At 58.0% G+C, this 26789-nt stretch carries 22 protein-coding genes; 6 read left to right on the top strand and 16 right to left on the bottom strand.

Annotated elements, in window-relative coordinates; translation table 11 throughout:
- Window positions 1-7: 7 nt before the first annotated feature.
- From P6U30_RS10355 to P6U30_RS10320, 8 genes are all read right to left on the bottom strand, one after another.
- On the bottom strand, window positions 8-2329 hold the full coding sequence (locus P6U30_RS10355; protein WP_407169101.1) for a N,N-dimethylformamidase beta subunit family domain-containing protein: 2322 nt from the start codon (window positions 2327-2329) through the stop codon (window positions 8-10).
- A 116-nt stretch (window positions 2330-2445) separates the two neighbouring features.
- Complete coding sequence (locus P6U30_RS10350; protein ID WP_407169100.1) at window positions 2446-2805, bottom strand: hypothetical protein; 360 nt, start codon at window positions 2803-2805, stop codon at window positions 2446-2448.
- A 38-nt stretch (window positions 2806-2843) separates the two neighbouring features.
- On the bottom strand, window positions 2844-5180 hold the full coding sequence (locus tag P6U30_RS10345; protein ID WP_407169099.1) for a N,N-dimethylformamidase beta subunit family domain-containing protein: 2337 nt from the start codon (window positions 5178-5180) through the stop codon (window positions 2844-2846).
- 46 nt (window positions 5181-5226) lie between these two features.
- Complete coding sequence (locus P6U30_RS10340) at window positions 5227-6882, bottom strand: ABC transporter permease subunit (RefSeq protein WP_280973295.1); 1656 nt, start codon at window positions 6880-6882, stop codon at window positions 5227-5229.
- A 3-nt stretch (window positions 6883-6885) separates the two neighbouring features.
- Complete coding sequence (locus P6U30_RS10335) at window positions 6886-7767, bottom strand: branched-chain amino acid ABC transporter permease (protein ID WP_280973296.1); 882 nt, start codon at window positions 7765-7767, stop codon at window positions 6886-6888.
- 2 nt (window positions 7768-7769) lie between these two features.
- Window positions 7770-8537: an ABC transporter ATP-binding protein gene (locus P6U30_RS10330; protein WP_280973297.1), complete on the bottom strand. Its 768-nt coding sequence runs from the start codon at window positions 8535-8537 to the stop codon at window positions 7770-7772.
- Between the two features lies 1 nt (window position 8538).
- Window positions 8539-9309: an ABC transporter ATP-binding protein gene (locus tag P6U30_RS10325; RefSeq protein WP_407169098.1), complete on the bottom strand. Its 771-nt coding sequence runs from the start codon at window positions 9307-9309 to the stop codon at window positions 8539-8541.
- Window positions 9309-10595, bottom strand: a complete 1287-nt coding sequence (locus P6U30_RS10320) for an ABC transporter substrate-binding protein (RefSeq protein WP_280973299.1) — start codon at window positions 10593-10595, stop codon at window positions 9309-9311. The genes P6U30_RS10325 and P6U30_RS10320 overlap by 1 nt, the downstream gene beginning before the upstream one ends.
- A 1038-nt stretch (window positions 10596-11633) precedes the next feature.
- Here P6U30_RS10320 and P6U30_RS10315 point away from each other — a divergent pair.
- A complete protein-coding gene (locus P6U30_RS10315) occupies window positions 11634-12644 on the top strand; it encodes a response regulator transcription factor (RefSeq protein ID WP_407169097.1) in 1011 nt (336 codons plus the stop codon).
- Between the two features lie 426 nt (window positions 12645-13070).
- Here P6U30_RS10315 and P6U30_RS10310 read toward each other — a convergent pair whose 3' ends face one another.
- Together P6U30_RS10310 and P6U30_RS10305 are read right to left on the bottom strand one after the other, a co-directional pair.
- Entirely contained in the window at window positions 13071-13925 is an 855-nt protein-coding gene (locus P6U30_RS10310; RefSeq protein ID WP_280973301.1) for a DUF3037 domain-containing protein, read from the bottom strand.
- A complete protein-coding gene (locus tag P6U30_RS10305) occupies window positions 13922-14722 on the bottom strand; it encodes a HipA family kinase (RefSeq protein ID WP_280973302.1) in 801 nt (266 codons plus the stop codon). The genes P6U30_RS10310 and P6U30_RS10305 overlap by 4 nt, the downstream gene beginning before the upstream one ends.
- A gap of 316 nt (window positions 14723-15038) precedes the next feature.
- On the opposite strand from P6U30_RS10305, the gene P6U30_RS10300 reads away from it, so the two are divergent.
- The 3 genes from P6U30_RS10300 to P6U30_RS10290 all read left to right on the top strand — a co-directional run bounded on the left by P6U30_RS10300 (window position 15039) and on the right by P6U30_RS10290 (window position 17613).
- On the top strand, window positions 15039-15176 hold the full coding sequence (locus P6U30_RS10300; RefSeq protein WP_407169096.1) for a hypothetical protein: 138 nt from the start codon (window positions 15039-15041) through the stop codon (window positions 15174-15176).
- Window positions 15177-15312: 136 nt separating this feature from the next.
- On the top strand, window positions 15313-15696 hold the full coding sequence (locus P6U30_RS10295) for a hypothetical protein (protein WP_407169095.1): 384 nt from the start codon (window positions 15313-15315) through the stop codon (window positions 15694-15696).
- Between the two features lie 66 nt (window positions 15697-15762).
- Window positions 15763-17613 (top strand): NACHT domain-containing NTPase, encoded by a 1851-nt coding sequence (locus tag P6U30_RS10290; protein ID WP_280973307.1) that lies wholly within the window; start codon window positions 15763-15765, stop codon window positions 17611-17613.
- A 197-nt stretch (window positions 17614-17810) separates the two neighbouring features.
- Here P6U30_RS10290 and P6U30_RS10285 read toward each other — a convergent pair whose 3' ends face one another.
- From P6U30_RS10285 to glnT, 4 genes are all read right to left on the bottom strand, one after another.
- Entirely contained in the window at window positions 17811-19139 is a 1329-nt protein-coding gene (locus tag P6U30_RS10285; protein WP_407169094.1) for an FMN-binding glutamate synthase family protein, read from the bottom strand.
- The gene (locus P6U30_RS10280; protein ID WP_407170414.1) at window positions 19139-19786 is read right to left on the bottom strand and encodes a protein glxC; all 648 of its coding nucleotides are present in this window, start codon (window positions 19784-19786) and stop codon (window positions 19139-19141) included. Before P6U30_RS10280 ends, P6U30_RS10285 begins: the two co-directional genes overlap by 1 nt.
- A gap of 117 nt (window positions 19787-19903) precedes the next feature.
- Entirely contained in the window at window positions 19904-20800 is an 897-nt protein-coding gene (locus P6U30_RS10275) for a class II glutamine amidotransferase (protein ID WP_407169093.1), read from the bottom strand.
- A gap of 23 nt (window positions 20801-20823) precedes the next feature.
- Complete coding sequence (gene glnT / locus P6U30_RS10270) at window positions 20824-22221, bottom strand: type III glutamate--ammonia ligase (protein ID WP_407169092.1); 1398 nt, start codon at window positions 22219-22221, stop codon at window positions 20824-20826.
- 187 nt (window positions 22222-22408) lie between these two features.
- Between glnT and P6U30_RS10265 the strand changes: the two genes are divergently transcribed.
- Complete coding sequence (locus P6U30_RS10265) at window positions 22409-23740, top strand: NAD(P)/FAD-dependent oxidoreductase (RefSeq protein WP_407169091.1); 1332 nt, start codon at window positions 22409-22411, stop codon at window positions 23738-23740.
- 11 nt (window positions 23741-23751) lie between these two features.
- Entirely contained in the window at window positions 23752-24150 is a 399-nt protein-coding gene (locus P6U30_RS10260; RefSeq protein WP_407169090.1) for a Rid family hydrolase, read from the top strand.
- 558 nt (window positions 24151-24708) lie between these two features.
- Here the strand turns inward: P6U30_RS10260 and P6U30_RS10255 are convergent.
- Complete coding sequence (locus P6U30_RS10255; protein ID WP_407169089.1) at window positions 24709-25368, bottom strand: helix-turn-helix domain-containing protein; 660 nt, start codon at window positions 25366-25368, stop codon at window positions 24709-24711.
- 278 nt (window positions 25369-25646) lie between these two features.
- A complete protein-coding gene (locus P6U30_RS10250; RefSeq protein ID WP_407169088.1) occupies window positions 25647-26756 on the bottom strand; it encodes a histidine decarboxylase in 1110 nt (369 codons plus the stop codon).
- Between the last annotated feature and the right edge of the window lie 33 nt (window positions 26757-26789).

Raw genomic sequence — 26789 nt, 5'->3', positions numbered from 1 at the left:
GATTGCTTCATCGCCATTGCTTCTCCTCGCTGATCCACCACGATCCGGGCAGCGCTCCCGGCCTCACGAATGCGTCCACGACATTTGCCAGAAGCCGAGACACGTTATTGTCGAAATTGTTGACCGGCAGCGCTTGTCCAAAGGCGACGGATCCGGCGGAGAAGACCGCACCATGGTGCGGCGCCGTGAAATAGGCCATGTCGGCGCGGACGCGATAATCGTATGATCCTGACAGGCCCTCGAAGGCATAGTGAATGACCTCGGGGTTGACCAGGTAGTTATCGGTGTGGCCACCTGACGAGGCGATCACCTTTGTATGCGGTGGCGTTCCGAGCGCCGGATCGCAGCGGTCTAGCCCCACGCCGGCAGCGCCGCCATAGGCCAGACCAAAATCTCCGATGATCTCTCCATCGATTCCCTTGGTGAGCCAGGAGACTGTCCGGTGATAGCTGTCCGGCATTCTGCGATAAAACTGGCTCTTTCCGTACCCTTCCGAGATGAAGCCGACGCCGACGACCTTTTGTGCCGGCCTGCCTTGTGCCCGCCACGCCCCCCCTTTTTGACCATTGGTGGCCATATAGTATTCGCCGGGGCGCGCATCCCAGGTTTTCCAGGCCGGACCGAATTTGCGGCATTCCATCACCCATGGCTCATTGTCGCGGAACGCCACGCTCCAGTGAAAGCCATTGCCGCCGAGATAAATGTAGCGGCCACCATTTGCGATGTAATCCTCAGTCGCGTCCAACATCCGTTCGGAATAGTACTCCGGATGCGTGCCGCTGATGACGCAGGTGTATGGTTCGAGCGCAGCGACCCCCTCACGTTCCAGGTCTTCGTCGGTCAGAACGTCGTACTCGTAGTTCTGGTGCTCGAGCCAGGCGATGACCGACAGGTCGGCCGGGAATTGCCAGGCAAGATTTGTGCTGGATGAGCGGTATTTCGGGCGCAGGTTGATGATCGGGCGATGGTAGGAGCTATAGCAAACGCCCTGCCCGTCGGCATGGTGATCGCAGGCGGACAGGCTTAGGTCGGAGCGCTCCGCGAGTTCGACGTCGATCTCGGACAACACGGCCGGCATGCCGGTGACGGGTTGGGTGATTGGTGCCTCGAAGCTCTGACGCTCATTGGCGTAGGCGATATAGCTTGCGGTCGGAAACAGGAACGCGATCCGGCTTTTCGGCGCCTTCGGACGGACGAAGAACGGGATGTATTCTTCGCCTAAGCCGGTTCCTTCACCTGCGCGCAGGCGGATGGCATAAGCGCCGCTTCGCAAAGTCTCAGGCAGCCTGACCGCCTTGGTCACATTCCAATTGCAGTCAATCAGGGCGTCGGCGTGGAATTCGATGCCGCCATATTCCTGTGGCGCAAGGCGGAAGCAATCATTACGGCCACTCCAATTCCAGCCGGTCTGGCCCCGCACCGGCCGATTGCGTCCCTCGGCGTGCAGCCGAAAAGGACCTGTGTCAGTGACGGTGTCGCCGATACCTGCCTCGCTATAACCAGCAGCCGTATCCCAGTAGGCCACCATGCCTTGCGAGGACGGCATCTCGCCGGATCTGATCTGCTCCAGTTCCACGGGCGAAAGCGGTCGATCAAAAAGTCCGGGTCGATCGATCTTGCCGCAATAGAGCTGCGATATGAACTGACCGCGGACGTCCTGCCAATCCCACGCGCCGCCGATCAGAAACGGCGTGCCGGGAAGATTCTTCTGCCGCGCCTGAAGGCTGCGAGCTGCATGAGCGTGGTGTTCGACAAGCGCCACTCTGCTGAGCAGGCTGTTGTAGCGATTGAGCACGCCTTCCTGGAGGAGGCGTGCCTGACCTGTTGCTCCATCGAAGGTGGCCGCCACGAAATACCACGTGTTCGCCTGCAGAGGGACACTGGCTTCGAGCCGATCGATCCTTGCCCCTTGTCCCACCGTGAACTCGAGCCGACCGTTCTCCGAGATGCCGAGGGAAAATCCACATCGCTCCTTGTCATCCCAGCGACCGATCAGGGATTGTCGGCATCCCCCTTGCGGCCGCGTCGGGCAGATAAAGGCAAAGGCGGTCAGACTGCCTTCCAGCGCTAAGTGGCGCGCGGGGTCGGCTACTTCCAGGAACGAGCCGAGCTGGGTGTACTGCTTTTCGACTCGCCAAGTGCCGTTTGCTTCACAGTTGATCTCTTCCTCCATGAACCCTGGTCCAGAAGGATGCTGATCACCATGGATCAGCCGCACTAATTTCGCGTCGGCGCGATCGGTGCCTTCCGCATTCACATAAAACTGAAGGAGATCGCCAGGCTTGGCTGAAAGCTTGTCCGAATAGCCGAAGAGCTTAGGTTTTGTCATTTATGCACTCCAGAATTTTTCCGGCTTCCAGTTTGGGGGAACAGGATCGTCAAAGCGACACAAGGTCCAAGTGACGGAAAGTCTAAGTGACGCAAAGTCGAAGCGACACAGTTGGATCAGGACTCGAGCAAGGCTTGCACGTTACGCAGAAAGATCGCGTGCTGTGCGTCCGTGTGAGAGGCGTACGTCTTCTCATCCACCGCCTTCGGAGGCACGCCACGTTGTCCAGAAAGAGCCACCACCCGATAGGCCCTGAACGGCTCGACGGTCAGGATGGCATACCGCTCAGCCAAGGGGCGGCGATTGAAATAGAGCAGCAATCGATCCAGCGGCTCGCTGTGTTGGCCGCAAGGAGCGAGCCGGTGCTCCTCCATCACCTCGCCGGTGACGAGCGTTCGCAGGAACTCGCGCTGCTTTGCCTCGAACATCTCCTTGAAGAGTTCGTTCCTGTCCTGGACTTGTGCTGCGTTCGGCACGTTTGTGACTCCTTTTTTCGGATGTTTCCGGAAAGAACCTAGGAAGCAACAGGCTCTGCTTCCGGCGGCGTCGTTTCCGGGCGCGTGGCATCCGGTAGCGGCCCAGGTTTGGCGAACGCATTCACGACGTTTGCCAGCAGCCGAGACACATTGTTATCGAAACCGTTTGCCGGCAGCGCCTGGCCGAAAGCAATGGAGCTGCAAGAGAATACGGCGCCGTCATTCGGCGTGGCAAAATAGGTCATGTCCGCACGCACGCGGTAGTCGTAACTCCCCGTGATGCCCGGATGCTGATGCAGTTGAACCTGCACGTGCGTAATATAGTTGTCGGTGTGACCGCCAGATGATGCAATCACCTTCGCGTTCGGCGGCGTTCCGAGCGTCAGATCGTAACGGTCGAGCTCGACGCCGGCAGCCCCATCATAGGCGAGGCCGAAGTCGCCGATGATCTCCCCCTCGATTCCCTCGGTAATCCAGGACAGCGATGGATCATAGCTGTCCGGCATGCGGTAAAAAGGCTCGCTCCTGCCAAACCCCTCGGAGACAAAGCCAACGCCCATGATCTTCTGCGGCGGCCTGCCCAGACATTTCCAGGGGCCACCCTTTTGCCCCGTGGTGGCCATGTAGTGCTCGCCAGGCCGCGCCTCCCACGCCTTCCAGGTATCGCCGAACTTGCGGCATTCGAGCACCCAAGGCTCATCCTGTCGAATGGCCACATTGCAATAGTATCCGTTGGCGCCGAGGTAGATGTAGCGACCACCTCCCTCGATGTAGTCTTCCGTCGCGTCCATCATCCGCTCGGAATAGTATTCCGGATGCGTGCCGCTGATCACGCAGCGATATGGCTTGAGCGCGGCAACTCCCTCGAGATCGAGATCCTCATCGGTCAAGACGTCGTAGTCGTAATTGTGGTGTTCGAGCCAAGCGATCACCGACAGGTCGGCAGGGTATTGCCAGGTGATATCCATGCTCGAGATGCGGTATTTCGGCCGCATATTGACGACCGGACGACGATAGGAGCTGTAACAGACACCCTGACCATCGGCCCAGGAATCGTAACAGCCGTGCCCGAATTCAGCGTTCTTGTACATTTCGATGTCGATGTCCGTCAGAATGGGCGTCATCCCCGTCATGCCCTGAACGATGGGTGCATCGAAGCTCAGATGCTCGTTGGCGTAGGCCAGGTAGCTTGCCGTTGGCACGAGGAAGGCGATGCGGCCGGTCGGCACCTTCGGGCGAACGAAGAATGGGATATATTCCTCACCGAGGCCCGTGCCGGGCCCTGCGCGCAAGCGCATGGCATAGGCGCCGCTGCGCAGATCATCGGGCAGCTTCAGAGCTTTTGTTACCTTCCAATTGCAGTCGATGAGGGCATCGGAGTGGAATTCGACCCCTCCGTATTCATTCGGCGCCAAGCGGAAACAATCATTGCGCCCGCTCCAATTCCACCCGGTCTGCGCACGAACCGGCCGATTGTAGCCTTTCGCATGCAGCTTGAACGGACCGACGTCAGTTACCGTATCGCCGATTCCTTGATCGGTGTATCCGTGGGTCGTGTCCCAATACGCCACCATGCCTTTGGCCGGCGGCCTGTCCCCGCTCCTGATCAGGTCGAGCTCATCGCGCCCCAGCACGCGATCGAACAATCCAGGTCGATCGATCTTGCCGCAATAAAGCTGCGAGACGAAGTGCCCACGCTTTTCGTGCCAGTCCCGCGATCCTGCCATCAAGAACGGCGTGTCGGCCAAATGCTTCGGGCGAAACCGAAAGACTTCAGAGACGTGCGAATTGAGGTCGAGCGGCGCGACCTTGCCGAGCACGCTGTTGTACCGGTTGACCACGCCTTCCTGGTACAGCGTCGCGCGACCGGTTTTCGCATCCAGGCTCGCGGCCACAAAGTACCACATGTTGGCCTTAAGCGGCACTTCGGCTTCCAGGTAATCGACCTCGTCGCCCTGCCCGACCCAGAACTCCAAGAGCCCATTTTGCTTGATGCCAAGGCCAAACCCGCAATTCTTGTCGTTGTCCCAGCGCCCCACCAGGCACTGCCGGGTGCCCACCTGCGGCCACAACGGGTGGACAAATGCAAACACAGTGAAGCTACCCTCGAGCGCCAGCCGGCGCTCGATGTCCCCGACCTCGAGGAAGGAGCCGACTTGCGTGTATTGTTTTTCGACGCGCCAAGCTCCGTTAACGGAACAGTCGATCTCCTGTTCGACGAATCCTGGCCCTGCCGGATGCTCATCACCATGGATCAGGCGCACCAGTTGCGCCTCGGCGACCTCTGTCCCGTCGGCATTGACATGGAACTGGATGACATCTCCCGGCTTGACCGAAATCTTGTCCGAATAGCCAAAGAGCTTAACTTGTGCCATCTCGTGACTCCCCACTTTCAGCAGTGCCGCGTCTCAATTTGCGGCTTTAGGACTCGAGAAGATCCTGCACCCGGCGCAGAAACACCCCGTGATAGGCTTCCACAGGCGACCTGTAGATCTTGTCCTCGACCACGCGAGGGGCGACGCCCCGGTGACCTGAGAGCGCGACAATTCGGTAGCCGTTGATCGACTGAAGCGCGGTGATCGCGTATTTGTCCGGTTGCGGCTGATTCCTGAAGTAGATCAGAAGCCGCTCCAATGACTCGCTGTGCTGGCCCTGCGGCGCGCGCCGATGCTCCTCAATCACCTCAGGGGTCACCAGCTCTTTTAAGAACTCGCGCTGCATTTTGTCGTAGCGGCGGCGATAGACGTCATCCGGATTATCGGCTTCGGTCGCTTCCTCGGGCAGCATTTCGCCACCCTTCTCGGCGCGGGCGGAGCGACGCTCGCTCTTCTTCTTGTTTCTCCAGGTCCGGAACTGCTGCTTGATGCCGAACAGGCCGTTGCGAAGATAGAGCACAACGAACAGCATGATCAGCCCGATGATGATCAGGCGTATCGGTCCGAGCGTAATCAGGACTTTGTCGAAGAACACGACAATCAATGTCCCGACCACAGCGCCTTCGGACCGTCCGATTCCCCCGATCACGAGCATGGCGAGGCCCAGCAACACCGTGTCAAAACTGAAGATGGAGAACGCCACGCCGCCGTAATTTGCCGAATAGAAGCCGCCGATAAATCCCAGCCCGACGGAGGAGATCAGGAACACGCGCACGCGCGCCTGACGGAAATTGACGCCGGTAGCTTCGGCAAACGCCTCACGTTTTTCCGGCGCTATTCGCAATATGCGCCCGAGCCGTCGCCCATTGATGAAACGATAGAGCAGCAGCGCAAGCAACATCAGCGCAAAACAAGCATAGTAGGCGAGCTGCAGCTGTCCGGTCGAAGACCAGTCCTGGGGGATGTATGTTGCGGCACCATAGAGCCCGCCGGTGGCCGAGCCGAACTCTCTGGACGTCACGAAATACACGCGGCAGAGTTCATTGAGCCCGAGCGTCAACAAGGCGTAGTAGAAGCCATCGAGCCTCGTTGCCGGCAGCGCAATGATGCCCCCGAAGATGAACCCGACGATCGCTCCAAGCGGCGGCAACAGCCACCAGGGCAGGCCAAGGGTGGTCGACGCATATGCCGTAATGAATGCGGCCGTACCGACGATGGCATAGGTGGCCAGCGAGAAGATGCTCGCGGTGCCGATAACCAGCATCCAACACAGATTGATAGCGGCATAGATTCCGAAGGTCACGCCAGCCGTGAGCAGCGTGTTTTCCAGGCTCTCGGGGGCGACCAAGGGGACCAAGGCCAACGCGATCAGTCCCATCACCCACCAGATCGGACGTTTGTCGACAATGGTCTTTTCGCGTCGAAGGCTTTTGTCGTTGTACTCTCCCCGAATACGCAGCATGCGGCGGCGCGTCGGCCAGTAGCGGCGGCGGCGCCAGGTGCGTTGGCCGTGGCCTGCCCATTTGTGGTAGTACCGCAGCCGTCCGACCTGAAAGAGCTTGGTCCTTGAGGAGCGCGTTGTCTCCCAGATCTCCTGGTGACTGACGTAGGACGCGGTCGGAAGCTGTTCTACTTCCTGCCCGCTATCCCAGGCGAACAACGGGTTTCGCCACGTTCTTTGAGCTTGGCTGCCCTCAGTCATGCTTTAAGCCTCCCTGGCCCGGTCGAGAATTCCCGCGATCCCTCTCGGGCGTACCAGCAGGATCAGGATGATCATCAAGAACTGCGTGATCAGGACGTAGCGGCCGCCGATCGAAACTGTTGTGAGCGCTTCATTCAGTCCGAGCACGACCGCGGCAATGACTGCGCCTTGGACGCTTCCAAGCCCGCCGCACAGCGCAATGCTCACGGCCTTGATCATCGGCGTAAGACCGCCAAAGGGAGAAATGTAATAGGTCTGCGACAGAAGGACTGCTGCCAACCCTGCCAGGGCTCCCGTGATCGCCATCACGTAGAATGATGTTCGCCGCACGCCGATGCCGACGATGGAGGCGGCATGAGGATTCATCATCATTGCGCGGATCTCGAGTCCGCGGCGGCTTGACCGCATCCACCTGAGCACGAGCAGAAGCATCACGACCGACGTGATGACGTTGCCCACTTTATCGGCCGTCAAGGTCATTCCGGAAAGAGAGAGCTTCCAGGTTCCAAAGATCTCGGGCAAGCTCTTGGAGCGCGGTCCGAACCACCACAGCAGCGACTGTGTTCCGATCAGGTTGATCGCAAGCGTCGCAATCAACCCGCGGATGGTAAAGTTCGGCTTGTCATGGATGGGAATGAAGGCGAGCGCGCAGACAAGCAGTCCGCCTAAAGCCCCGGCCAGAACACCGCTTGCAAGAACGGCCGGTCCCCAGGTCGAGACATGCTGGGCAAATAGCCAGGCACCATAGCCTGCAAATGCGAAGATGAACCCATAGGCAAGATTGAGCAGCCCCAGGCTTGACCATGTGATGGATACGCCGATGGCAAGCGTGCCGTAAATGCACGCTAATAGAATCGTATTGCTGACAACAAACCAGACATCCATCGTCACGCCCTTCCGTGGTCGTGCAGCATCAGCGCGGCAGATGCCTCGCCCTTGAGTTTGCCCACATGCATCCCGATGATCCGATCAACACGCCCCTCAAGCAGGGAGACATTCTGCTCCGCGATCACCATCGCGGACCCGCCGAGATCGAGCGCCATGAGCGCGTCGATGACGTTCTTGCCGATTTTTGGCGCGAGCCCGAGGGATGGTTCGTCGACCAGAAAGAGCGACGCCTCCCCCATCAAGCCGCGGCCGATCGACACCATTCGTCGCTCACCACCCGACAGTCGACCAACGGGAACAGCCATCAGCTTCTTCAGAGGTGGAAAAATCTGCAGGATGCGCTCCTTGCGTTCCTTCCGCTCGCGCCAGGAGCGCAAGGTGAAGGCCCCGGAATCAAGATGCTCTTCGACAGTCAGACCATGAAAGATCTCATCGCCTTGCGGGATGAGAGCGAGACCTGCGCGCACAATCTGGTGCGTGTATCGTCCAGGGCCTTGGCTGCGCGTACGGCCGACTTCGATGCCATTGAGCTTGATGGAACCCCGTTGCCATCCCGTCAGTCCGGCAATGGCGTAGAACAGGGTCGATTTTCCGTGGCCGTTCAGGCCCACGATGCCGATGCGTTCTCCGGAACTGACAATCAGATCAAGGTCGTGAATGACCCTCATGGGGCCGTATCCGGCCGATAGGCCGCAGACGTTGAGCACCTCGCGTCGCTGCACCTGCGTATGTGCCGTTCGGCCCAAGTCCTGCTGCATGACGTTCATGTCAGGCTGCCTCGTCTACGTTTTCAAAGTAGGCTGCGTGGACCTTGGGATCGGTGAGCACCTTCGCCATCGAGCCTTCGGAGATTACCTCTCCTGCATCCATCACCATGACGCGATCCGCAATCGTTCCCAAAAGCTCAATTCGGTGCTCAACGATGATGATCGCGATGTTCATTTCCTTTGACAGCAGCCGGAGGAGGAAATCGATTTCCTCCACCTCAGAATTGATCAGACCGGCTGCGGGCTCGTCCATCAGCAACAACGAGGGCCGGCGCATCAGAAGGCAGGCGAGCAGAAGCTTTCTGCGGTTGAGTGTTTCGAGCTGAGCTGTCGGGACATCCTCGTCCACTTTCAAATTGACGAGCTCAGCGCCATATTCCGCATCGAACTTCGTCAGATAGGGCTGAAAGGCTTGTCGCGCGGCCTTGAAGGTTTCGCCGACCGTCAACTCTTCCGGAATAACCGGCGTCTGGTAGGTCCGGCCGATCCCGAGCCTGGCTCTTCGATGCAATGGCAGCGAGGTGACATCCTGACCCTTGAAGGTCACTTGACCCGCCTTAGGTGCCATTCGCCCGGATAACACTTCGAACAGGCTCGTCTTACCGGCGCCATTGGGACCAATGACGCCGAGTACCTCCCCGACCCCGACGTGAACATTGATGTTGCGAAGGATTTCCCGTCCGCCGAGGTCGAGATGGATGCCGCTGCACGAGAACAGCGGCTGAAAGGGTTTGTTGCCCAAAGATCGGCTCTCGTACGTGTTCTTCAACATCAGGACCACCAGGGAGCCTTTTGAAGCTTGGATTCGGCAACTTCGTTCGGGAAGATCAGCTTGTGCTCCACGCCCTGAACCTGGAAGTAGAGCTGAGACACGCCCTTATCGATGTCAGACACTTGAAGCGTGTCACCGCCATTGTTCGGGAAGTGAAAACTCTCCTGATACGCATTGTTCATGTTCATGAAGCCACTGACCCCGCGCTGAGGGTTGGCCCGGATCCAGTCACAGACCTCCTTGAATTTGCGGGGATCGCCGACCGCCTCCCAAGCCCTTTTCAGGTAGTAGGTCTGGTCGTACGAGATGCTCGGATAGGCAAATCCCATGATTCCCGGGAAGCGCGTCTTGTATTTGCGCGCGAACGCGCGCCCCCTCTCGTCTGCATAAAGACCCATGGTCGTCGACCAGGCGAAGCCGTTTGCAGAGCTGCCGGCCAGCTGTAGAAACTCGGGCTGAGAAGGACCGTACTGGAGGTAGACCAGAGAGTCCGGCACGGGATCGGCAACGAACTGCTTGCAGAACGCCGCATATTCGGCCGCGACCCAATGATCGACCATGATCGCCGCAGCTCCGACCTCCTTCATCTCGCGGATGACCGGCGCCCAGTCCTGGACCGGAAATTGAATATCGGTGATCCGCGCCACTTCAAAGTTGCCGCGCTTCTTGAACGCCTCTTGCGCCGCTTTGGAAATAGTTTGGCAGTAAGCGACCTGCTCCTGGACGATGTGAACCTTGCGGTTTTTGGGTTTCCAGACTCCTCGTTTTTCTTCGTGCTCGAGCCAGATTGGATAGGTCCAGCCGTAATCGACTTCCGAGGGAGGCGTCTGAAAGACGTGGCTATACTTTTCGGGATTGTTTTTGACGGCCTCGCTCCCGGCACGTTGTGCGCTGCCGTGGATCCAAGGACACTTGTATTTGACGGAGGCATCCATCGCCGGCACTGGCACCAGCGTAAACGCAAAGGAGATGGCATCGACTTTCGCATCGATACATGCAGCAATCGCTTGCTTGCTGCTTTCCGGCGAGAGCACATCAATATCGACTGTGAAGATCTTGAGCTCGCGGCCGAGCACGCCACCGGTGGCATTTATCTCTTCGACCGCGAGCGTTGTCCCCTGGACGAAGTCCAGATGATCAGCCACCCCCGCGGCTGACGTCTGCGCTGCGGGAATTCCAATCACGATGGGCTGTCCGCCCAAGGCATGTGAGCGCAAAATCCAGGGCATGGCCAAGCCCGCGCCAAGGGCTGCCGTCACTGTCCGTCTGGTCAGCTTTGAAGTCATTTCAAGTCCTCCTCCTGCGCTTATCGAGATCGGCTTGATGGATCCGGCTGCGCTTACCGATACGTAAAACGGTATCGCTGCTTTGCATTTCATGCAAGTTATTTTTATTATATGCAAGTCAATTGATATCGGCACTTAAGGTTTTTGCGCAGCCGGACCATCCGCCTGCCAGGCTCCTCGATCGCCGCCAGCGTGGTCAGATCGTCCGATGGAGGGTCATCCGCGCCACCGCCGGCAGACAATCACGCGGGCCCTGTTTGAACGTCCGAGTGTGTTATCGATTTGCCGGCGAGTAGCTTGCCCACCCAATTGCCGTCGGCTTCCCGGCGAGCTCTGAAGCGATCGACGCACTTCTTTGAACAAAGAGGGGTCCGCCATGAGTAGTGCCGGATAAGGCCAAACCTGCCATTACAGACTGCGCATCGCGTGGCTCTGCCATTTCTGAGACTTTCCGAGCAGTTGGGCATTGTCGTCTCCTCTTGGCTTTATCGCAGCTATTTTCCGATCATCCTCTCGCCGTCGTATCGATGAGCGTGTGATGCCTCCCACCGCAGACCTTCTCCCTGCCAACGCCGTCGCCAGACATTGCGAAATCAAGTGCTGCCATTGCCAAGCTTCGGACGCGCAACACCTTGCTTCAATACGTCAGTTGACCGATTTTGCGCGGGGCAGCGCGGGTGGCGCACGGCTCATTGGATCGGAAAGAACTGGCCCGTTCGATGCGGCAGCCCTCGAGGCGCCATCGAGTTCATGTAGCTCCGACATCATAGAACAACTTATGATTGTTGGCCCCGAAGTGCCGGGCCCAAGCGAATCGGCCAGCCCTTTACGGTCGTCGGACAGGCAAAATAGCCGGTGCCAACAGGTCTTATCTGTCGTAAGCTCGTCAGCAAAACGAGCCAATTCGAGCCGCCGAGAGCAATAAGGCGGCACGACAGCCGCTCAAAAGAAAATTAGCATCAAACCGAACGCTACCGGCTGGCTCCTTCCGGAATAATATCTCAGGGGGAAGCAGTGAGAGCACACTTAGAGAGTTCGGTGATTGTTCCGTGGGATGCGGCATCCGTCGATCCACGCGCGCAGCTGATTGACAGAACTTCGGAGGTAACGCGACTTATCCGCGACCTGGTGCGGTGCTCTGCTTTCACTCTGACGGCCTGGGATCCTCTGTCTCAGACCCATCTCCATCAGACGCTTGCAAGCGACGGTTACTGCGAGAAACTGCTCGAGCACATCAACGATGATTTCGTGACAGGCAATCCTGCTTTTGCCATTGCGCATCGCGACGATCCGCGCTCTCTCAGGTGGCGGGACTGTGAGCAGGACTGGGATCTTTGGTTTCCCGACACTCTGACGGCCCGCGAATATCTCATTCCGTCAGGCTTCCACGAAGGCTCGACCATGTGCCTGCGGTTACCGGATGGACGCTACGTCGGCGCCTTCCATATGAACTGGACGGCTTCGAGCGCCGCAACGGATGAGCGCAGAGAGATCACTCAGCGATTTCGCCCCATTCTGGCTGAGCTGTGCGACCGGCTGAGAACGCCGCGTCTGCTCGCCGAAGGCGTAGCTCCTAATTCGTTCGCGCTGGTCATATCTTCGAGTGGCGCAACTTTTAATTTGCTGGCACGCGCACCGGGACCCCACCTCGGCGAAGGCGGCGCATTGCGTCAACAGCTCCTGGAAATGCTCAGGCCGTGGATGCCGCGGCGCTTCCTGTGGAGCGATGATGCCGGCCATTGCCACCGGGTTTCAATCATACCTTGTCAGCGCAACATGGTCCTGGTCACGGAGGAACAGATTTCGTGGCCATACGATCTCTCGTTCAGAGAGATCCAGGTCTTGCATCTGGTTGCAACCGGCGCGTCAAATCCGCAAATCGCGGACCAGCTGTTCGTCTCGCCGCGCACGGTCTCGACTCACATCGAGCACATCCTTGCAAAGATGGGATGTGTCTCGCGAACCCAGCTCGCGGCGAAAGCCATGTCCGAGGGACTGTTGCTTGCTCAGACACCTGCCAAGCGCGCCCGTGGTCGCGATGTCTGGTAGGCCGCGACCTCAAGCTTGAAAAGAAGGGCTAGTATCCAGGCTCCCCAGCCAGATTTCCAGCACGCAACAAATAGCAAATAAATCAGACGCTTAATGGCACCGCAAGCCAATCTGCGTACCCACGACTTGCGCTGAACCGAGGCGAGGAGCGACCGCGCTCCCGCACCAACGGTCCTGCCCAACCGCTGCCCGTGTTGAGGGGAATACGCCTCCGCGTGATCACACGGAGGTTCGTTTGCGAGGTGCCTCATTGTCGGCGGCGGATTTTCGCTGGACGGTTCGGGGACAAATGCTCTCCCGTCCCGGTGGCACCGGACCGCACGGCTCGATTGCATTGTCCACCATCTGGGGCTGGTACTGGGCCTAGTCTAAGATCGAATTCGTTAAAAGCTGGAATTCTTGGCCGGAAGTTGTGCACACCGCGCGTCAAGCGCGGGCGTTGTGTTCCCGCACTTCATCCTCGATTTGGGCAACGAGCTTATCAAGCTGCCCCTCTTCGAAAACTTCCGGATGGTTCGGAGCCCGTTCGAGGATGGCTATGGCGCTGCGATAAGCATCCTGCAATGTCGGATTAGTGGGAGCGCCAACGATAAAGTGCGGCTTGAATTGTTCGGCCTTGCCATCGGCAACGACAGCGGACAGATGCCCGAGCCATTCGCGCGCCTTCGTCTTGATGCCGTCAGCGTCGGCAAGGTCGAAGGACAGTGGCTCATAGACATGCCACTGGCCATTCTTCCACGCGTGCTTAAAGACAATGTCGTCCACGGTGCCGCTGATGGATTTTTCCTGAAGATGTTGCGCGAGGTTGCGCTCTTCGAGCTTCTGGCGAACCGGACGCCAAACATCATCGTCGGAGCGGCGGGAACGATGATGCGTATCGTACCGCGACACGTGTCTATCAAAGAGACGATCCAATGCCTCATCTGGATTTGCGGTCAACCCGGTGCCAGATGGTGACCATTGAAGAGAGCTATCGTCGGGCGGCACGGCACGGCGCGCGATGGCGGCTGCGTCGCCTTCACTCTTCAGGAGGCCAGCTTCCCTTTCGTGCTTGGTGACCAGTTGCAAGCCCTTGCGCACGGCGGTCATCGACGACAGGAAGGCTTTGCGATCAATGTCCGGGAAAACGCCCTTCAGGCGTCCAATCGTGCCGCGCATTTTGTAGCGAACAAGACCCTTGGACGGCACGAAGAGAACCACGCCAACATTGACGAACTCGCCCGTCAGTACGTCGTGAAAGTACCGGAGTAGCGTGTAGCTGTATGCTGCCTTGTCTGTCATGAGAGCACCCGCTTCACTTCTTCCAAAACTGCATCAATGTTGTCTCGTGCGTCCCGAATCAGCTTGGTCGCGCTTGCCGCAGCGCTCGCTACGTCGGTCCATTCGGCTGGAAGTGCCTTTTCATAATCCGTGATCTGGGCGTCCGACAAGCCTGACCATGCGGCACGGATTGGCCCGAAGTCGATGGAACGCCCTTTGAGCCCCGCCCGGAAAATATGATTCCCATTCGTTTCCATAGACTTAAGACCGCCTATGACCCAAGGGGGGCTCCATTGCTGCCCAAAGATAGGTAGATCATGAGAAAAAGCCAACTCGTGGTCGAAAATACGCAAGTCGTCGCCGCGAACGAGGCAATTCGGGTTATCCGACCTTCGGTCAGGGTTTTGGATGATCCCGTCAAAGGTGAAGATGGCGGCTGCGGCCGGCAGCATCGCGTCCGAAATCACGTTGCCGGGCTTCCAAATGTCGAATTGCCCGATAACGAGACGAGAGCCAAATCCGATAAGCGATCCGCGTCGTGCTTTGCCGCGTCGTTCGGGGTCGGGAATCGTGTCGACCCATTCCGTAGTCGCTTCAATCAAGAATGGCTCTGGCACTGGTAAGCGGAGGTCGCCCGCGAGACACGCGCCAATGATCTCTCTTGCGAGGCTGACATTGCCAAGGTCGCAACCGCCAGCGAACTTAGCGACCACTTCGATTGGTTCCCCGCTCGCCAATTCACAGGTAATGAACGACGGTTTGGTGCGGCCCTGTTTCGGTGCGAGGTCGAATTGGATCGGTGAGATACGTTTCAGCACGCCTTAACGCCCATCCCCCTGCGCCGATGCTTGCGATTTTGACCGGCTAGGCCCTGCCGCCTGCCAAGCGCGTGTAATGCCCGAAAGAATCACTCGTTTTGGACGAGTATAGAGGCTATGGCCTCTTGCGCGAGTGGCGAAGCGGGCTAGAACAAACAAGAAACTGGGTTGAGATCGGTAATCCGTACGGATCGCCGATAGGGGCAGATGAACGGACTACACCGCATACCACAGCCGGTACCTTGCGCACCGGATCACGCTCGAAGGCGTCGACGAAGACGCCTTCGCGAAATCCCTTTCGACGGCGCGCGTGGACATGAACCCGCATCAGGTCGACGCCGCGCTGTTCGCCTTGCAGCCGCCGATCCCGCGCGGCGCGATCCTTGCCGCCGAGGTTGGCCATTACATCGAGACGCCGAAGAAATATCGCGCGCGGGTTTCAAGTGGTTCTTAGGTGCTGCAAAGCATCGATTTCCGAGTCGGTGACGCCAAGGCGGTGCGCGATTTCCGCGCCTGTCGTGCCACCAAGCGACACGCGGCGCTATGTCTATGGCGGCTTCAAGCTTGATCGACTCCGACCATGAGCCGGCGTGCTGCGGTGGGTAAAGCCGGGTGGCAAACAATTCCAAATCGAACTCCGGCGCGGCGAGCATTACGAGCCCGATTTTGTGGTGGAGACGAAAGCCGAAAAGCTCATCGTGGAAATCAAGGTCCGGCGCGACCTCGAGGATGGGACGGTGAAGGCCAAGGCGAAGGCCGCCCGGACATGGGTGGGGCACGCCAACGATCACGCCAAGACCTACGGCGGCAAGCCATGGTGCTATGTGCTTATCCCGCATGATGCGATGCTGGAAAACGTGACCTTGGCGGGACTCGCCGCGAAGTTTTGGTCAAACAGCGATCATCGAAGAGCCCGAGCTCGTGTAAAGGGGGCCGAACCAAACCGCGCTCTTTTTGTTGCTCCTGTTGGTTGAATTCGTAACACTACGAAGCCGAATCAGTCGCGCATTTTAGTCCGTTCTATTTATTCAAGAGAAGCAATGACGCCGGAAATCGATTTCGCGAAGCTCGCCGCCTCGGTCATCCAAGGTCAAATCAACAACGCCGTGGCCGCCGCTTCCAAGGGCATCAGAAGCGTAGTCGCCAAAGTCCTTGCGACCATCACCAAGGACCTTACGAAATACACCGAAGCAAAAATCAGGAAGTGTTCCTATGTTCGAACACCGATCATCAACCGCGACCATTCCACCCACATCTACAACATTTATGTCCAAACCAGATTACGGATGCGCCGCAACCTGGTCACCGACAGGACGTTCATCGCTGGCTTGTCCAATAGGGCCAGCTTTGTGATTGCTGGCAATGCTGGCAGCGGGAAATCGATGTTCATGCGCCATCTATTTCTCGAGCTTTGCAAGGCAGAACGCTCCAAGATTCCACTCTTCTTCGAGCTGAGGGAAATTAACGCATCTGAAAAGAAAGATATAAAGGAATTCCTCTACTACAATCTCATCGGCTCAAATGCGACGATTACGGAATCGCAATTCTTGGACAGCCTCAAGGCTGGCGTCTTCTCGCTGATCCTCGACGGCTTCGACGAAATCAATCACAAAGACCGCAAGGAAATCGAAACGCAGATCATAAAGCTCAGAGAACAGTGCCCCGACCTCCAGATCATTGTATCTAGCAGGCCAGATGCCGACCGCAGACTGGAAAGTTGGGAAGCGTTCGACACAGTCTACGTTGAGCCCCTGGAGGAGCCACAAGCGACCGAACTGATCGACAAGCTTGAGTATGACGCAAAGATCAAGGAAAAATTCTTAAAGGAAGCGAAGAGCCGGCTCTTTGTTACTCATAAGACTTTCTTGTCCAATCCTCTCCTGTGCATCATGATGCTCGTGACCTTTGAACAGACGGGTCACATTCCAACGAAGCGTCACGTCTTCTACGAGAAAGCGTTTGACGCCCTGTTCTCAATACACGACGCCGCAAAGGAAGGCGTCTATAAAAGAAAGACCTATTCAAACCTCTCGGTAGATGAATTCCGAAACTGCATGTCGGCCTTCTGCATGGTAACTTATCTGCAGGAGCTCTTTATCTTCACCAAGTCGCAGTTCAGGGCCGCCCTGCAAAAAGCGCTTGAGCTTGAACGACTCGAAATCAATATCGACGATCTTACTAGCGATATGATCGAGTCGACCTGTCTCATTCAAATCGAAGGAACTGATTACGCTTTCACCCACCGCTCATTTCAGGAGTATTTTGCTGCGCTGTTTATTTCGCGCAGTCCAGCCGTTGGCGCGAAAGCTCTACTGGATAGCATAGCGCGCCGGAATACCGACGACGTCATCAGCATGGCCTTCGCAATCAACCGCGGATTGATCGAGCGGGAATGGATCATCCCTACATTGGAACGAGTGTCCAACTCAGCCACAGCACAAGCGCTCCAAAATGATCCTGTCGCCTTCGTTGAAGAGCATGTCGGCACTATCCTTATGCAAATTCAGCCGAACGGATTACCTACAATCAACCTCGGCTGGGTGGGCCCACGCGTAGCACTTCTGACTATCGGAGGATTGTACGAGAACGAGATACTGAACATCGCGCTGTCGAGTCTCGTCGCGACACGAAAAGACCAAGAGGAAGCTAATGCTTACTATAATCGCATGGTGCTAAAACACGATGAGCGACTGAAAAGGCTTGGAAAATCGAGATACTTAGTCCTCTCATTACAGGACCTAGACCTCATCAGGAAAACTTCAATTCCAAGCACCCTCGGGAAGTTTCTTGTCGCCATTAGGGAAGCTCTCAGTTCATGCAGGCAGGCGGTCGACAACCAAGGTGACATCCTGACGAAGCTGACTGAAATGTCTCGTCAATCATCAAAGTGATCAGAGTGTTACACTTCGCCGCGCACGGCCTCGACTCACATCGAGGACATCCTTGCAAAGATGGGATGTGTCTCGCGGGCCCAGCTCGCTGGCGAAACCATGTCCGAGGGGCGGTTGCTTGCTCAGACACCTGCCAAGTGTGCCCGTGGTCGCGATCTCTGGTAGGCCACGAGCTCAGGCTTAAAAGGAAAGCCAGATTAGTATCCAGGTATCCAATCTGTCCCCGCCAGCGGAAGCCGTGTCATGGCGGCTGCCTCGACGGTCAGCGCGACAAGTTCCTCCGGCTCCAGATTGTGCAGGCGGCTCTTGCCGCACGCACGCGCGATCGTCTGCGCTTCAAGCGTGAGGACCCTGAGGTAGTTCGCTAGCCTACGGCCCGCGAGCACCGGATCGAGCCGCTTCGAGAGAGCGGGATCCTGAGTGGTGATTCCGGCCGGATCTGTGCCCTCGTGCCAGTCATCGTAGCAGCCGGCGGTGGTCCCCAGCGCACGGTATTCGTCCTCATAACGGGGGTCGTTGTCACCGAGTGCGATCAACGCGGCGGTCCCAATTGCGACCGCATCCGCTCCCAGTGCAAGAGCCTTGGCGACGTCGGCACCGCTACGAATCCCGCCCGAGACAATCAATTGTACCTTTCGATGCATGCCAAGATCCTGCAGGGACTTAACCGCGCTCCGGATCGCCGCAAGAATCGGAATCCCGACATGCTCGATGAAGACATCCTGTGTCGCAGCGGTACCGCCCTGCATCCCGTCGAGAACCACGACGTCCGCCCCGGCTTTCACGGCGAGAGCAACATCGTAATAGGGTCGGCTTGCGCCCATTTTCAGGTAGATCGGCTTTTCCCAGCCTGTCAGTTCGCGCAGCTCGAGTATCTTGATTTCCAGGTCGTCCGCCCCCGTCCAGTCCGGATGCCGACAGGCCGATCTTTGATCGATTCCCTTGGGCAAAGATCGCATCTTGGCAACGCGATCGGAGATCTTCTGCCCGAGCAGCATGCCGCCGCCCCCCGGCTTGGCGCCCTGCCCGACGACAATCTCGATTGCATCCGCCTTGCGCAGGTCGTCCGGGCTCATGCCGTATCTTGAGGGCAAATATTGGTAGACAAGTGTCTTGGATTGGCCCCGCTCTTCCGGCGTCATGCCTCCGTCCCCTGTCGTGGTGGACGTGCCGGCCAGACTTGCTCCTCTGCCGAGCGCCTCTTTGGCCTGGGCCGAAAGAGCGCCGAAGCTCATGCCTGCGATGGTCACGGGGATCGCGAGCTCAATCGGTTTTTTGGCAAAACGCGTCCCAAGGACCACGCTGGTCTCGCAGCGTTCCCGATAGCCCTCCAGAGGATAGCGCGACATTGATGCGCCGAGGAATAGAAGGTCATCGAAATGCGGCACCTTCCGCTTGGTGCCGCCACCGCGGATGTCGTAAATGCCGGTCGCGGCCGCGCGGCGGATTTCCGCAATCGCATGCTCGTCAAAGGTAGCGGACGGGCGCGGCGGAATGTAGCCCCACGTCTTCTCAATCGTGTTCATCAATAGGCCCCAGCATTGTCGATGTGGAAGTTGTAGAGCTTGCGAGCAGACCCATAGCGCCGGAAGTCCGATACATCGACCTTGTGAGCCTCGTCAGCCTGCTTGAGGAGCGCAAAGAGCTCGGCGCGATGTTCGTCCGTCAGCTCCTTTTCGATGCAATCGGCGCCGAGACTCTCGACTTTACCGCGAACATAGATGCGGGCCTCGTAGATCGAATCGCCCAAGGCTTCGCCGGCATCGCCAAACGCAACCAGGCGGCCGGCCTGGCCCATAAAGCCTGACAGGTGGCCGATACCGCCCTTTACGACAATATCCACCCCCTTCATGGAGATGCCGCAGCGGGCGCTCGCATTGCCTTCGATCAAAAGGAGGCCACCATGAGCCGTCGCGCCGGCACACTGGCTGGCATCGCCCTTGACGTGGATCAAACCGGACATCATGTTTTCGCCGACTCCCTGGCCGGCATTTCCATCGATGACAATGCTGGCCCACTTGTTCATGCCGCCGCAATAGTAGCCGACATGGCCGGCGATCTCGACATCGAGCGGCGCGTCGATCCCGACCGCAATCGCGTGTGCTCCGTTGGGGTTCAAGACCCGAACGGACGTCTCGCCGGTCTTCGTATCGCTGCCGAGCGCCTGCAACATCGCGTTGAGATCACGAAGCGGCGTCGTCAGAAGATCAATCTTCCGGGTGTAGCTAGACGACCGGAGCTGATTCAGATCGCGTTGCGACCAGTTGCCGATGTCGATCTGGTTCATTCCCTAGTGCTCCCAGAAGTAAGCTGTTGCGGGCTTCGGCTCGAAAACCTGCGCGCTTTTGATTCCCGGCAGGGATGTCAGGCTCCGATACTCGGAGGCAAACGCCACATAGTCGTCGGTTTCTGCCATCACCGCAGGTTTGCACGCGATTGGATCGCGCAGCACGCCGAAGCCGTTCTTGGTCCCGACCACAAAGGTGAAGAATCCGTCCAGATCCTCCACGCTCGACTTTAACGCCTCTCCAAGCGTTCTGCCCCGCTTCAACTCACGGGTCAGATAGCCTGCGGCGACCTCGGTGTCGTTCTCGGTCGCGGGGGCAATACCGTCGCGCTGAAGCTCACGCCGAAGAGATGCATGATTGGAGAGCGAACCGTTGTGAACCAGACATTGATCGGGGCCGGTCGAGAACGGGTGAGCGCCCGTCGTGGTCACTGCGGACTCGGTGGCCATGCGGGTGTGCGCGATGCCATGCGTGCCAGAAAGCGAGGCAATGTCGAACGAACGCGCGACATCGTCGGGATAACCGACTTCCTTGTAGATCTCGAGATTGAACCCCTCGCTCAGAATCCGAACGTCGTGAGCGTTCTCGAAGAGCCAATCGCGGCACAGTCTCACGAGATCGGTTGGCACGGTCACAACCGCGTGCGTGTAACGGCTCGTCACCGAAAGCGGAGCACCAATTGATCGTGAGAGCATCACTCCGAGCGCCTCGAAGTCGGATCTTCCTTCCACAGAGGTCAGCGTAAGTTTCGCTCTTTCTGGGGTTCCGTCCGTATACAGCGCAAAACCGGCTGAGTCGGGCCCCCGGCTACACAAGGTCGACGTCATTGACGCAAGCAGCTCGCCGAGGTGCGGCTGAAGTCGCGTTCCTTTGATAAACAGGCCTGCAATTCCACACATGTTTCTCTCCGGCACAGGTGAGATCAAAAGAAGCTGAGATATCTTTCAACTTCCCAGTCGGACACGTGGCGGTGGTATTCCAGCCACTCCGACCTCTTCAGCGAGGTGAACTCTTTGATCACTTGCTCCCCGAGAGCGCCTGCAAACAGCTGATCGGACTCAAGCGCATCGAGCGCTTCAGTGAGCGTCTGCGGAAGAAGGTCTACGCCCATCTCCTTGATGGCCTCGAGCGAGAGACCGTAGAAGTTGACATTTCTGGGCGCGCCTGGCTCGAGCTTGCGCTCAATGCCATCGAGACCGGCGGCGATGAGGGCCGCGGTTGCGAGGTACGGATTCATGCTGCTGTCGCCAGTGCGAATCTCGAGCCTGCCGTAGGGAATCCGCGCCATCGCGGTGCGGTTGTTGTCGCCATAAGCAATAAAGGCGGGAGCCCACGTCGCGCCGGACACCGTGTGACCGACGACAAGACGCTTGTAAGAGTTCACGGTTGGCGCCAGAAGCGCCGTCAGCGCCTTTGCATGGGCAAGCACACCGCCCAGGAAATGATAGGCGAGCCTGCTCAAGCCCATTCCATGCGGGTCCGCGTCATCGTGAAAGAGATTCTGCCCGTCTCGATCGGCAATCGAGCAGTGGATATGCATACCACTGCCAGTCGAATTGCTGCGCGGCTTAGGCATGAACGAGCAGATCGCGCCGAGATCATGCGCGATTTCCGAGGCCGCCATCTTGAAGTAGACGATCTGGTCTGCTGTCTTCAGTGCGTCGGCGTATTTGAAGTTGATTTCATACTGCCCGTTCGCGTCTTCGTGATCGATTTGATAGACGTTGATCCCGACCGCTTGTAGGCATTCCGTCACCCGCTCAAGGAAACTTCGCCCGCGCATGAGGCCGCGATAATCATAAGCAGGCTTGGCGAGCGTGTCCGTGCCGTCGAACGGCGACAGCTTCCCGTCCGGCTCGCGTCGCAGGAGAATGAACTCAGGCTCCAGGCCTGTATTGAATGTCCAGCCCCGCTCCGCAAGTCGCGCGGCCTGCCTCTTGAGGACATTACGCGTGTCGATCGGATAAGGCGCCCCTTTCACCGTGCCGACACCCATCATGCGTGCATATCCCGGGGCCCATGGGGTCACCAACAGGGTATCGAGTTCGCAGACCACCATGTATTCGGCTTCATGGGGAAGTAGGCCAAGCCCCCAAGCGCCCCCACCAGCAAATCCGGCCCCTTCCTTCAAGAGGTCTTCAAGGTGCTGGACCGGAACGGCTTTGCTCTTCGCGACGCCATGCAGATCGACGAACTGCGCAAGCACGTAGCGGATACCCGCCTGCTTCAGGAAAGCCTGAGCCCCGCCAAGGTCCAACCCCTTAGGGGTCGCGAGGCTTCCTGGTGACATTGCGCCCGTCCACGCGTTCGGGAGATGCATTCGAACTTCTCCTTTGGTTGGCAGCCCCGCCATGTTGCACCAGGTCTGGCGAGTTGCCCATGCCGGCAAAGATGCTTGTATTGGCTTATTGCATTTCATGCAAGTTATTTTTATTATATGCAAGTCGAGCAGAGGTGGGTGCCACGTGTCGAACTCCATCAAGAGTGCCAACTCAGATGATGAGCCCATGGGAATTCGCCTGTGTGAGCTTGCTGAAGGCTGGGCAAAGTACTGGTCGACGCCGGCCGCTCCGTTCTGGTGGCGCGCGGCCCCGCCGATGGCTGGTCCCTGGCCAACTCCGGCCGAGAGAGCCGATGTTGTCGTCATTGGAGCCGGCTTTACCGGCCTTTCTGCCGCCTTGGTCCTCGCTCGCGCAGGGCGCCAGGTTGTGGTCGTTGACGCTGGCGCGCCCGGCGTTGGTGCCAGCACTCGCAACGGCGGACAGGTTGGCAGCGGCAATCAGAAGGTTCGCGTGAAGACCCTCATCCAAATGAAAGGGGAGCGGAAGGCTGTCGAGCTGCTTCGTGAAGGGATCGAAATGCTCGACGGACTCGAAGCTCTCACGCAGCGAGAGAGGATCGACTGCTCGTTTACGCGCTGCGGGCGCTTCCGCGGCGCGATGCGGCCAGAGCATTACGAAAATATGGCTCGCGACATGGAGGATCTGAGGCGCTACGTCGGTGTCGAGTCCTGCATGATCACTCGATCCGAGCAGCACAGCGAGATTGGCTCGGATTTGTTTTATGGGGGATCGCTGCTACCGAACGATGCGAGCCTTCATCCGGGCAAGTACCATGCGGGCCTCCTGGACCGAGTCGTTCAAGCTGGGGCCGCGGTTCACGGCGGTGCACCGGTACGTGGAATCACGAGTGAAGGCGCTCAGCACACGCTACACTTCGATGGTTTCGAAATTCAGGCCAAAGACGTCCTCGTTGCGACGAACGGCTACACCAAAAATGTCGGCGCATATTTTAAAAAGCGGATCGTCCCGATCCGGTCGGCGCAGCTCGCGACCGAGACAATTCCCGCGCAACTCATTGATCAACTGATGCCACGACGGCGCGTCTACGGGAACAGCAATCGCGTGTTCTTCTATTTTCGTCCGGCGCCAGACGAAAACCGGCTGATTTGGGGTGGGCGCGCAAACCATTTTACCGGCGACACCGTGCTCGCGGCGTACTCGCACCTGGCGCGTGACGTTTTGCGTACCTTTCCGGAATTGAGAGACGTAAGAGTTTCCTACGCCTGGAGCGGTCTCATCGGTTACACATTCGACGAGTTTCCGCACTTGGGCCGGACACCTGCTGGCATCCATTACGCAATGGGATATTGCGGAACGGGCGTTTCGCGCTCCACGCATTTTGGACGAAAGATTGCGCTCCAAATGCTCGGCGAGACGGAAGGTCGATCGGCGTTCGACGAGCTGACCTTCCCAACTCATATGTTCCACGCTGTCGCAAGACCGGCCGTACCCGCCGTTGAAACATGGTATCGCGCGCGCGATTTCACAGGACTTTAGAAGGAGGTGAAATGACCGCTCACGTGAAGGCACAACAGCAGCGACAAAACATATCTTCGGGCGGAGCTTACGAAAACGTCTTTGGCTATTCGAGAGCTGTGGCGAAGAATGGTCAAGTTCACGTGTCCGGCACGTGCGCCCCGGCCGACTTCGAAGACAGCAGCGCTTATGAGCAGGCAACAGCCGCTATAAGGACAATTTCGATGGCGCTTAGGGCTGCGGGAGCGGAGCTCAGCGATGTCGTACGCACCGTCGTGTACGTTCGCGACATTGCTGACGCGGACGAAGTCGCAAGAGCTCACGTGGAAACGTTCGGCTCCATTCGGCCAGCTTCAACTCTGGTGCAAGTCACATCGATGTTGCGCGCTTGGCAACTGGTCGAGATCGAGGCGTATGCATTAATTGGATGAGGTACTCATCTGATCCCGCGGGAATCAGACGAGCATATCTGGGTCGACATTTGACGCAAGCCTGACTGGGCTTGTAATTTACTTGCCCCTAGCGTGCTAAATACATCTAGCGAATGGCGGCAGGTGCCCTATTGGGCGCTCCTCCCTTCACTGCCCGAAGCTCCAACGAGCTCCGGGCTCTTTTCGATGATCCTTTGTGACTTGCGAGCTGGTCGCAATGTGCACCAAGTTCGCGCCGGATGAAGTTCTCGAAATAGCCGCTCCCGTCTTTGGCCGAATGAAGGCACCGGTCGAAGGACGTGCAGGTGACAATTGCGAAGGTGTATGGGCCGTCTTGCGTGTTCCGCCGGACCACTAGCGGTCGCGGAGCACTGGGCTTTGGCGACCGCCGGCCCAGCGTCGGAGTTGCGCGATCGCAGTTCAGTTCGATCGGCAACTCACACGCCGAGGCGACGCTTGCCATTATATCCCACTCGACACCCAACTTCAGCTTCAGGCCCAGTACCAGACCCGATGCTCCTGCGTATGACCTGTCGCAGCTCCTGGGGGCCCCCGCAACTATTCTGGATAAATGATCATCGTGATAAATTGAATGTCATCGTCCAAGAGCTTTTCCGGACCATGAGGAACATACCCAGAGAACGTGAATGCATCACCCGGCTCGAGCAGTAACGTCTTATCTTCAAATCGATATTGCATCCTCCCTCTCAGCATGTAGACAAATTCCGTTCCCTGATGCTGAAAGCGCGGATAGGTCTTGCTTCTCTTGTCTATGTTGATGAGGAAGGGTTCAAACACCCTCCGTGGCCAATGGGACAGCAATCGATAGGTGTACCCATACTTAGTGCCTGAGCGAACGACCTCCATCTGATCGGACGTCTTGATGAGTCCGGCCTCCCCCCTCGTTTGCTCGACCTCACTGAACAAGGTCGAAAGGTTCATACCGAGTGTCGCGCAGATACGTGCAAGCAGCAACAGGCTGGCGCTAGAGTGCGCAGTCTCGAACCGACTGAGCATCGGGACCGAAATACCTGCTGCCGATGCGACATCACCAAGCGTAAGCCCCCGCTCGAGCCGAATACGTCGAATGACACCGCCGATTCTCTCGTCGAGTGGCGGCGTCTCCATCCCCATCGCGGCAGGCAAACGCTGTTGCGGCGCGGGTCTTCCCTTGAGAGCTCCTCGACGCTTCTGATCCGATTGCCCAACCTTACGCAAACCAAGATCTCCCACAACGAGTGGTCGTGTAAGAAATGAGCTCCAGAGCATTTTTGCGCATGGCGTCGACGACGGATCCGGCCGGGAAGACCGCACTACGGCTAAACTCCGTGAGAATACGTGCCAGTTGGAAGCTGTGGCCGCCACGGCAAATGTGAGGGTCATCAGTCACGATGTGATCTTCCGTGGCATTGCATCTGCGCGAGGCATATTCCGGTTCGGTATTAGTGAGTACCGGCATGCTTGCCCGGAGAGCACAGCCGCTGCTTCCATCAAGATCATCTGCCTCTATTTGTGATCGCCTCGATCAGCGCGTCTGTTTGGCGCTTGGTCGTGCCTGGTGTGATCACCAAATGGCTAACGTCCTGAGTCGCAATTTGCCATTTGGCCTTGATGCTTTCCTCGACGGGTGGGAGCACAACCGTAAGCGCGTTGGAATTCCGCCACGCGCCGACGCCACGGGAATTAAGCTCATCGGCTGTGTAGGCAGCCAGTTGCTCACATTGGCGGAACATCCGTTTGATTCCTTCGATACCCAGAGTACGGATCGCATACCAAAGGATAATCGGCGTATACGCATTGCGCGATCCACTCAACGTCGTATCTGAGCTGCCGATGTAATCGATGGCGCGCATGACGCGCTGAACGTGCCGCTTGCGTGAGAGAACGACGCCGCAAGGCATCGGCGCGCCAAGAAACTTGTGTCCGCTGAGCGTGATCGAGTCCGCTCCATCCGCGAAATCGAATGCGGGCTTCGGATCTAAGAAGGGCGCGTACGGCCCGCACAGAGCCGCGTCGGAATGGATATAGATCGCGCCGATGCCGACATCGCGAAGGACCGCACGAATTTTTAGCGTATCGTCTTTGCCTTCCTTCATTGTAGTGCCAATGTTGGCGACGACAACGGCCGGGCGATTTCGGGTACGGGTCGCCTTCTGCGCTAGATCGTCATAGCTCATTTCTCCATTTGACTGCGAACGCACCACACAGTGATCCAGCCCGAGCAGACGAACCCCTTTGCTCACGCTATAGTGTGTGTCCTGCGAGAAATACGCGACAGCATCCGGATAGAGCTCACGGGCGAGATACAGCCCATAAGTGTTCCCCTCGGTCCCTCCACTGGAGATGTACCCCCAAAATTCGCGAGGAGGTGCGCGAAACAGCTGGGCAAAGAATTCGATAACTTCGCATTCGAACTCATACGAATTGACACGATAGGTCCCTGGTTCGAACGGATCTCCGAGGTTGTTGCCTGCGAGGCGCATGAAGCGCCACAACGGCTCATAATCGAAGCCCCTCGCAAACGGGTAGCCTAGAAAACATCCGTTCGCCTCCTGCATGGAGGAGAACAATTTATCCAGTCTTTTGAGATCCTGGGATTGTAGCATGATGCGCGTCTTGCAGGCGACAGGATCACTAGA

The sequence above is a fragment of the Bradyrhizobium sp. ORS 111 genome (assembly GCF_045571485.1).
Taxonomy (GTDB): Bacteria; Pseudomonadota; Alphaproteobacteria; order Rhizobiales; family Xanthobacteraceae; genus Bradyrhizobium.
The sequence above is the reverse complement of the archived record's forward strand: the minus strand, read 5'-3'. Positions and strand labels throughout refer to the sequence as shown.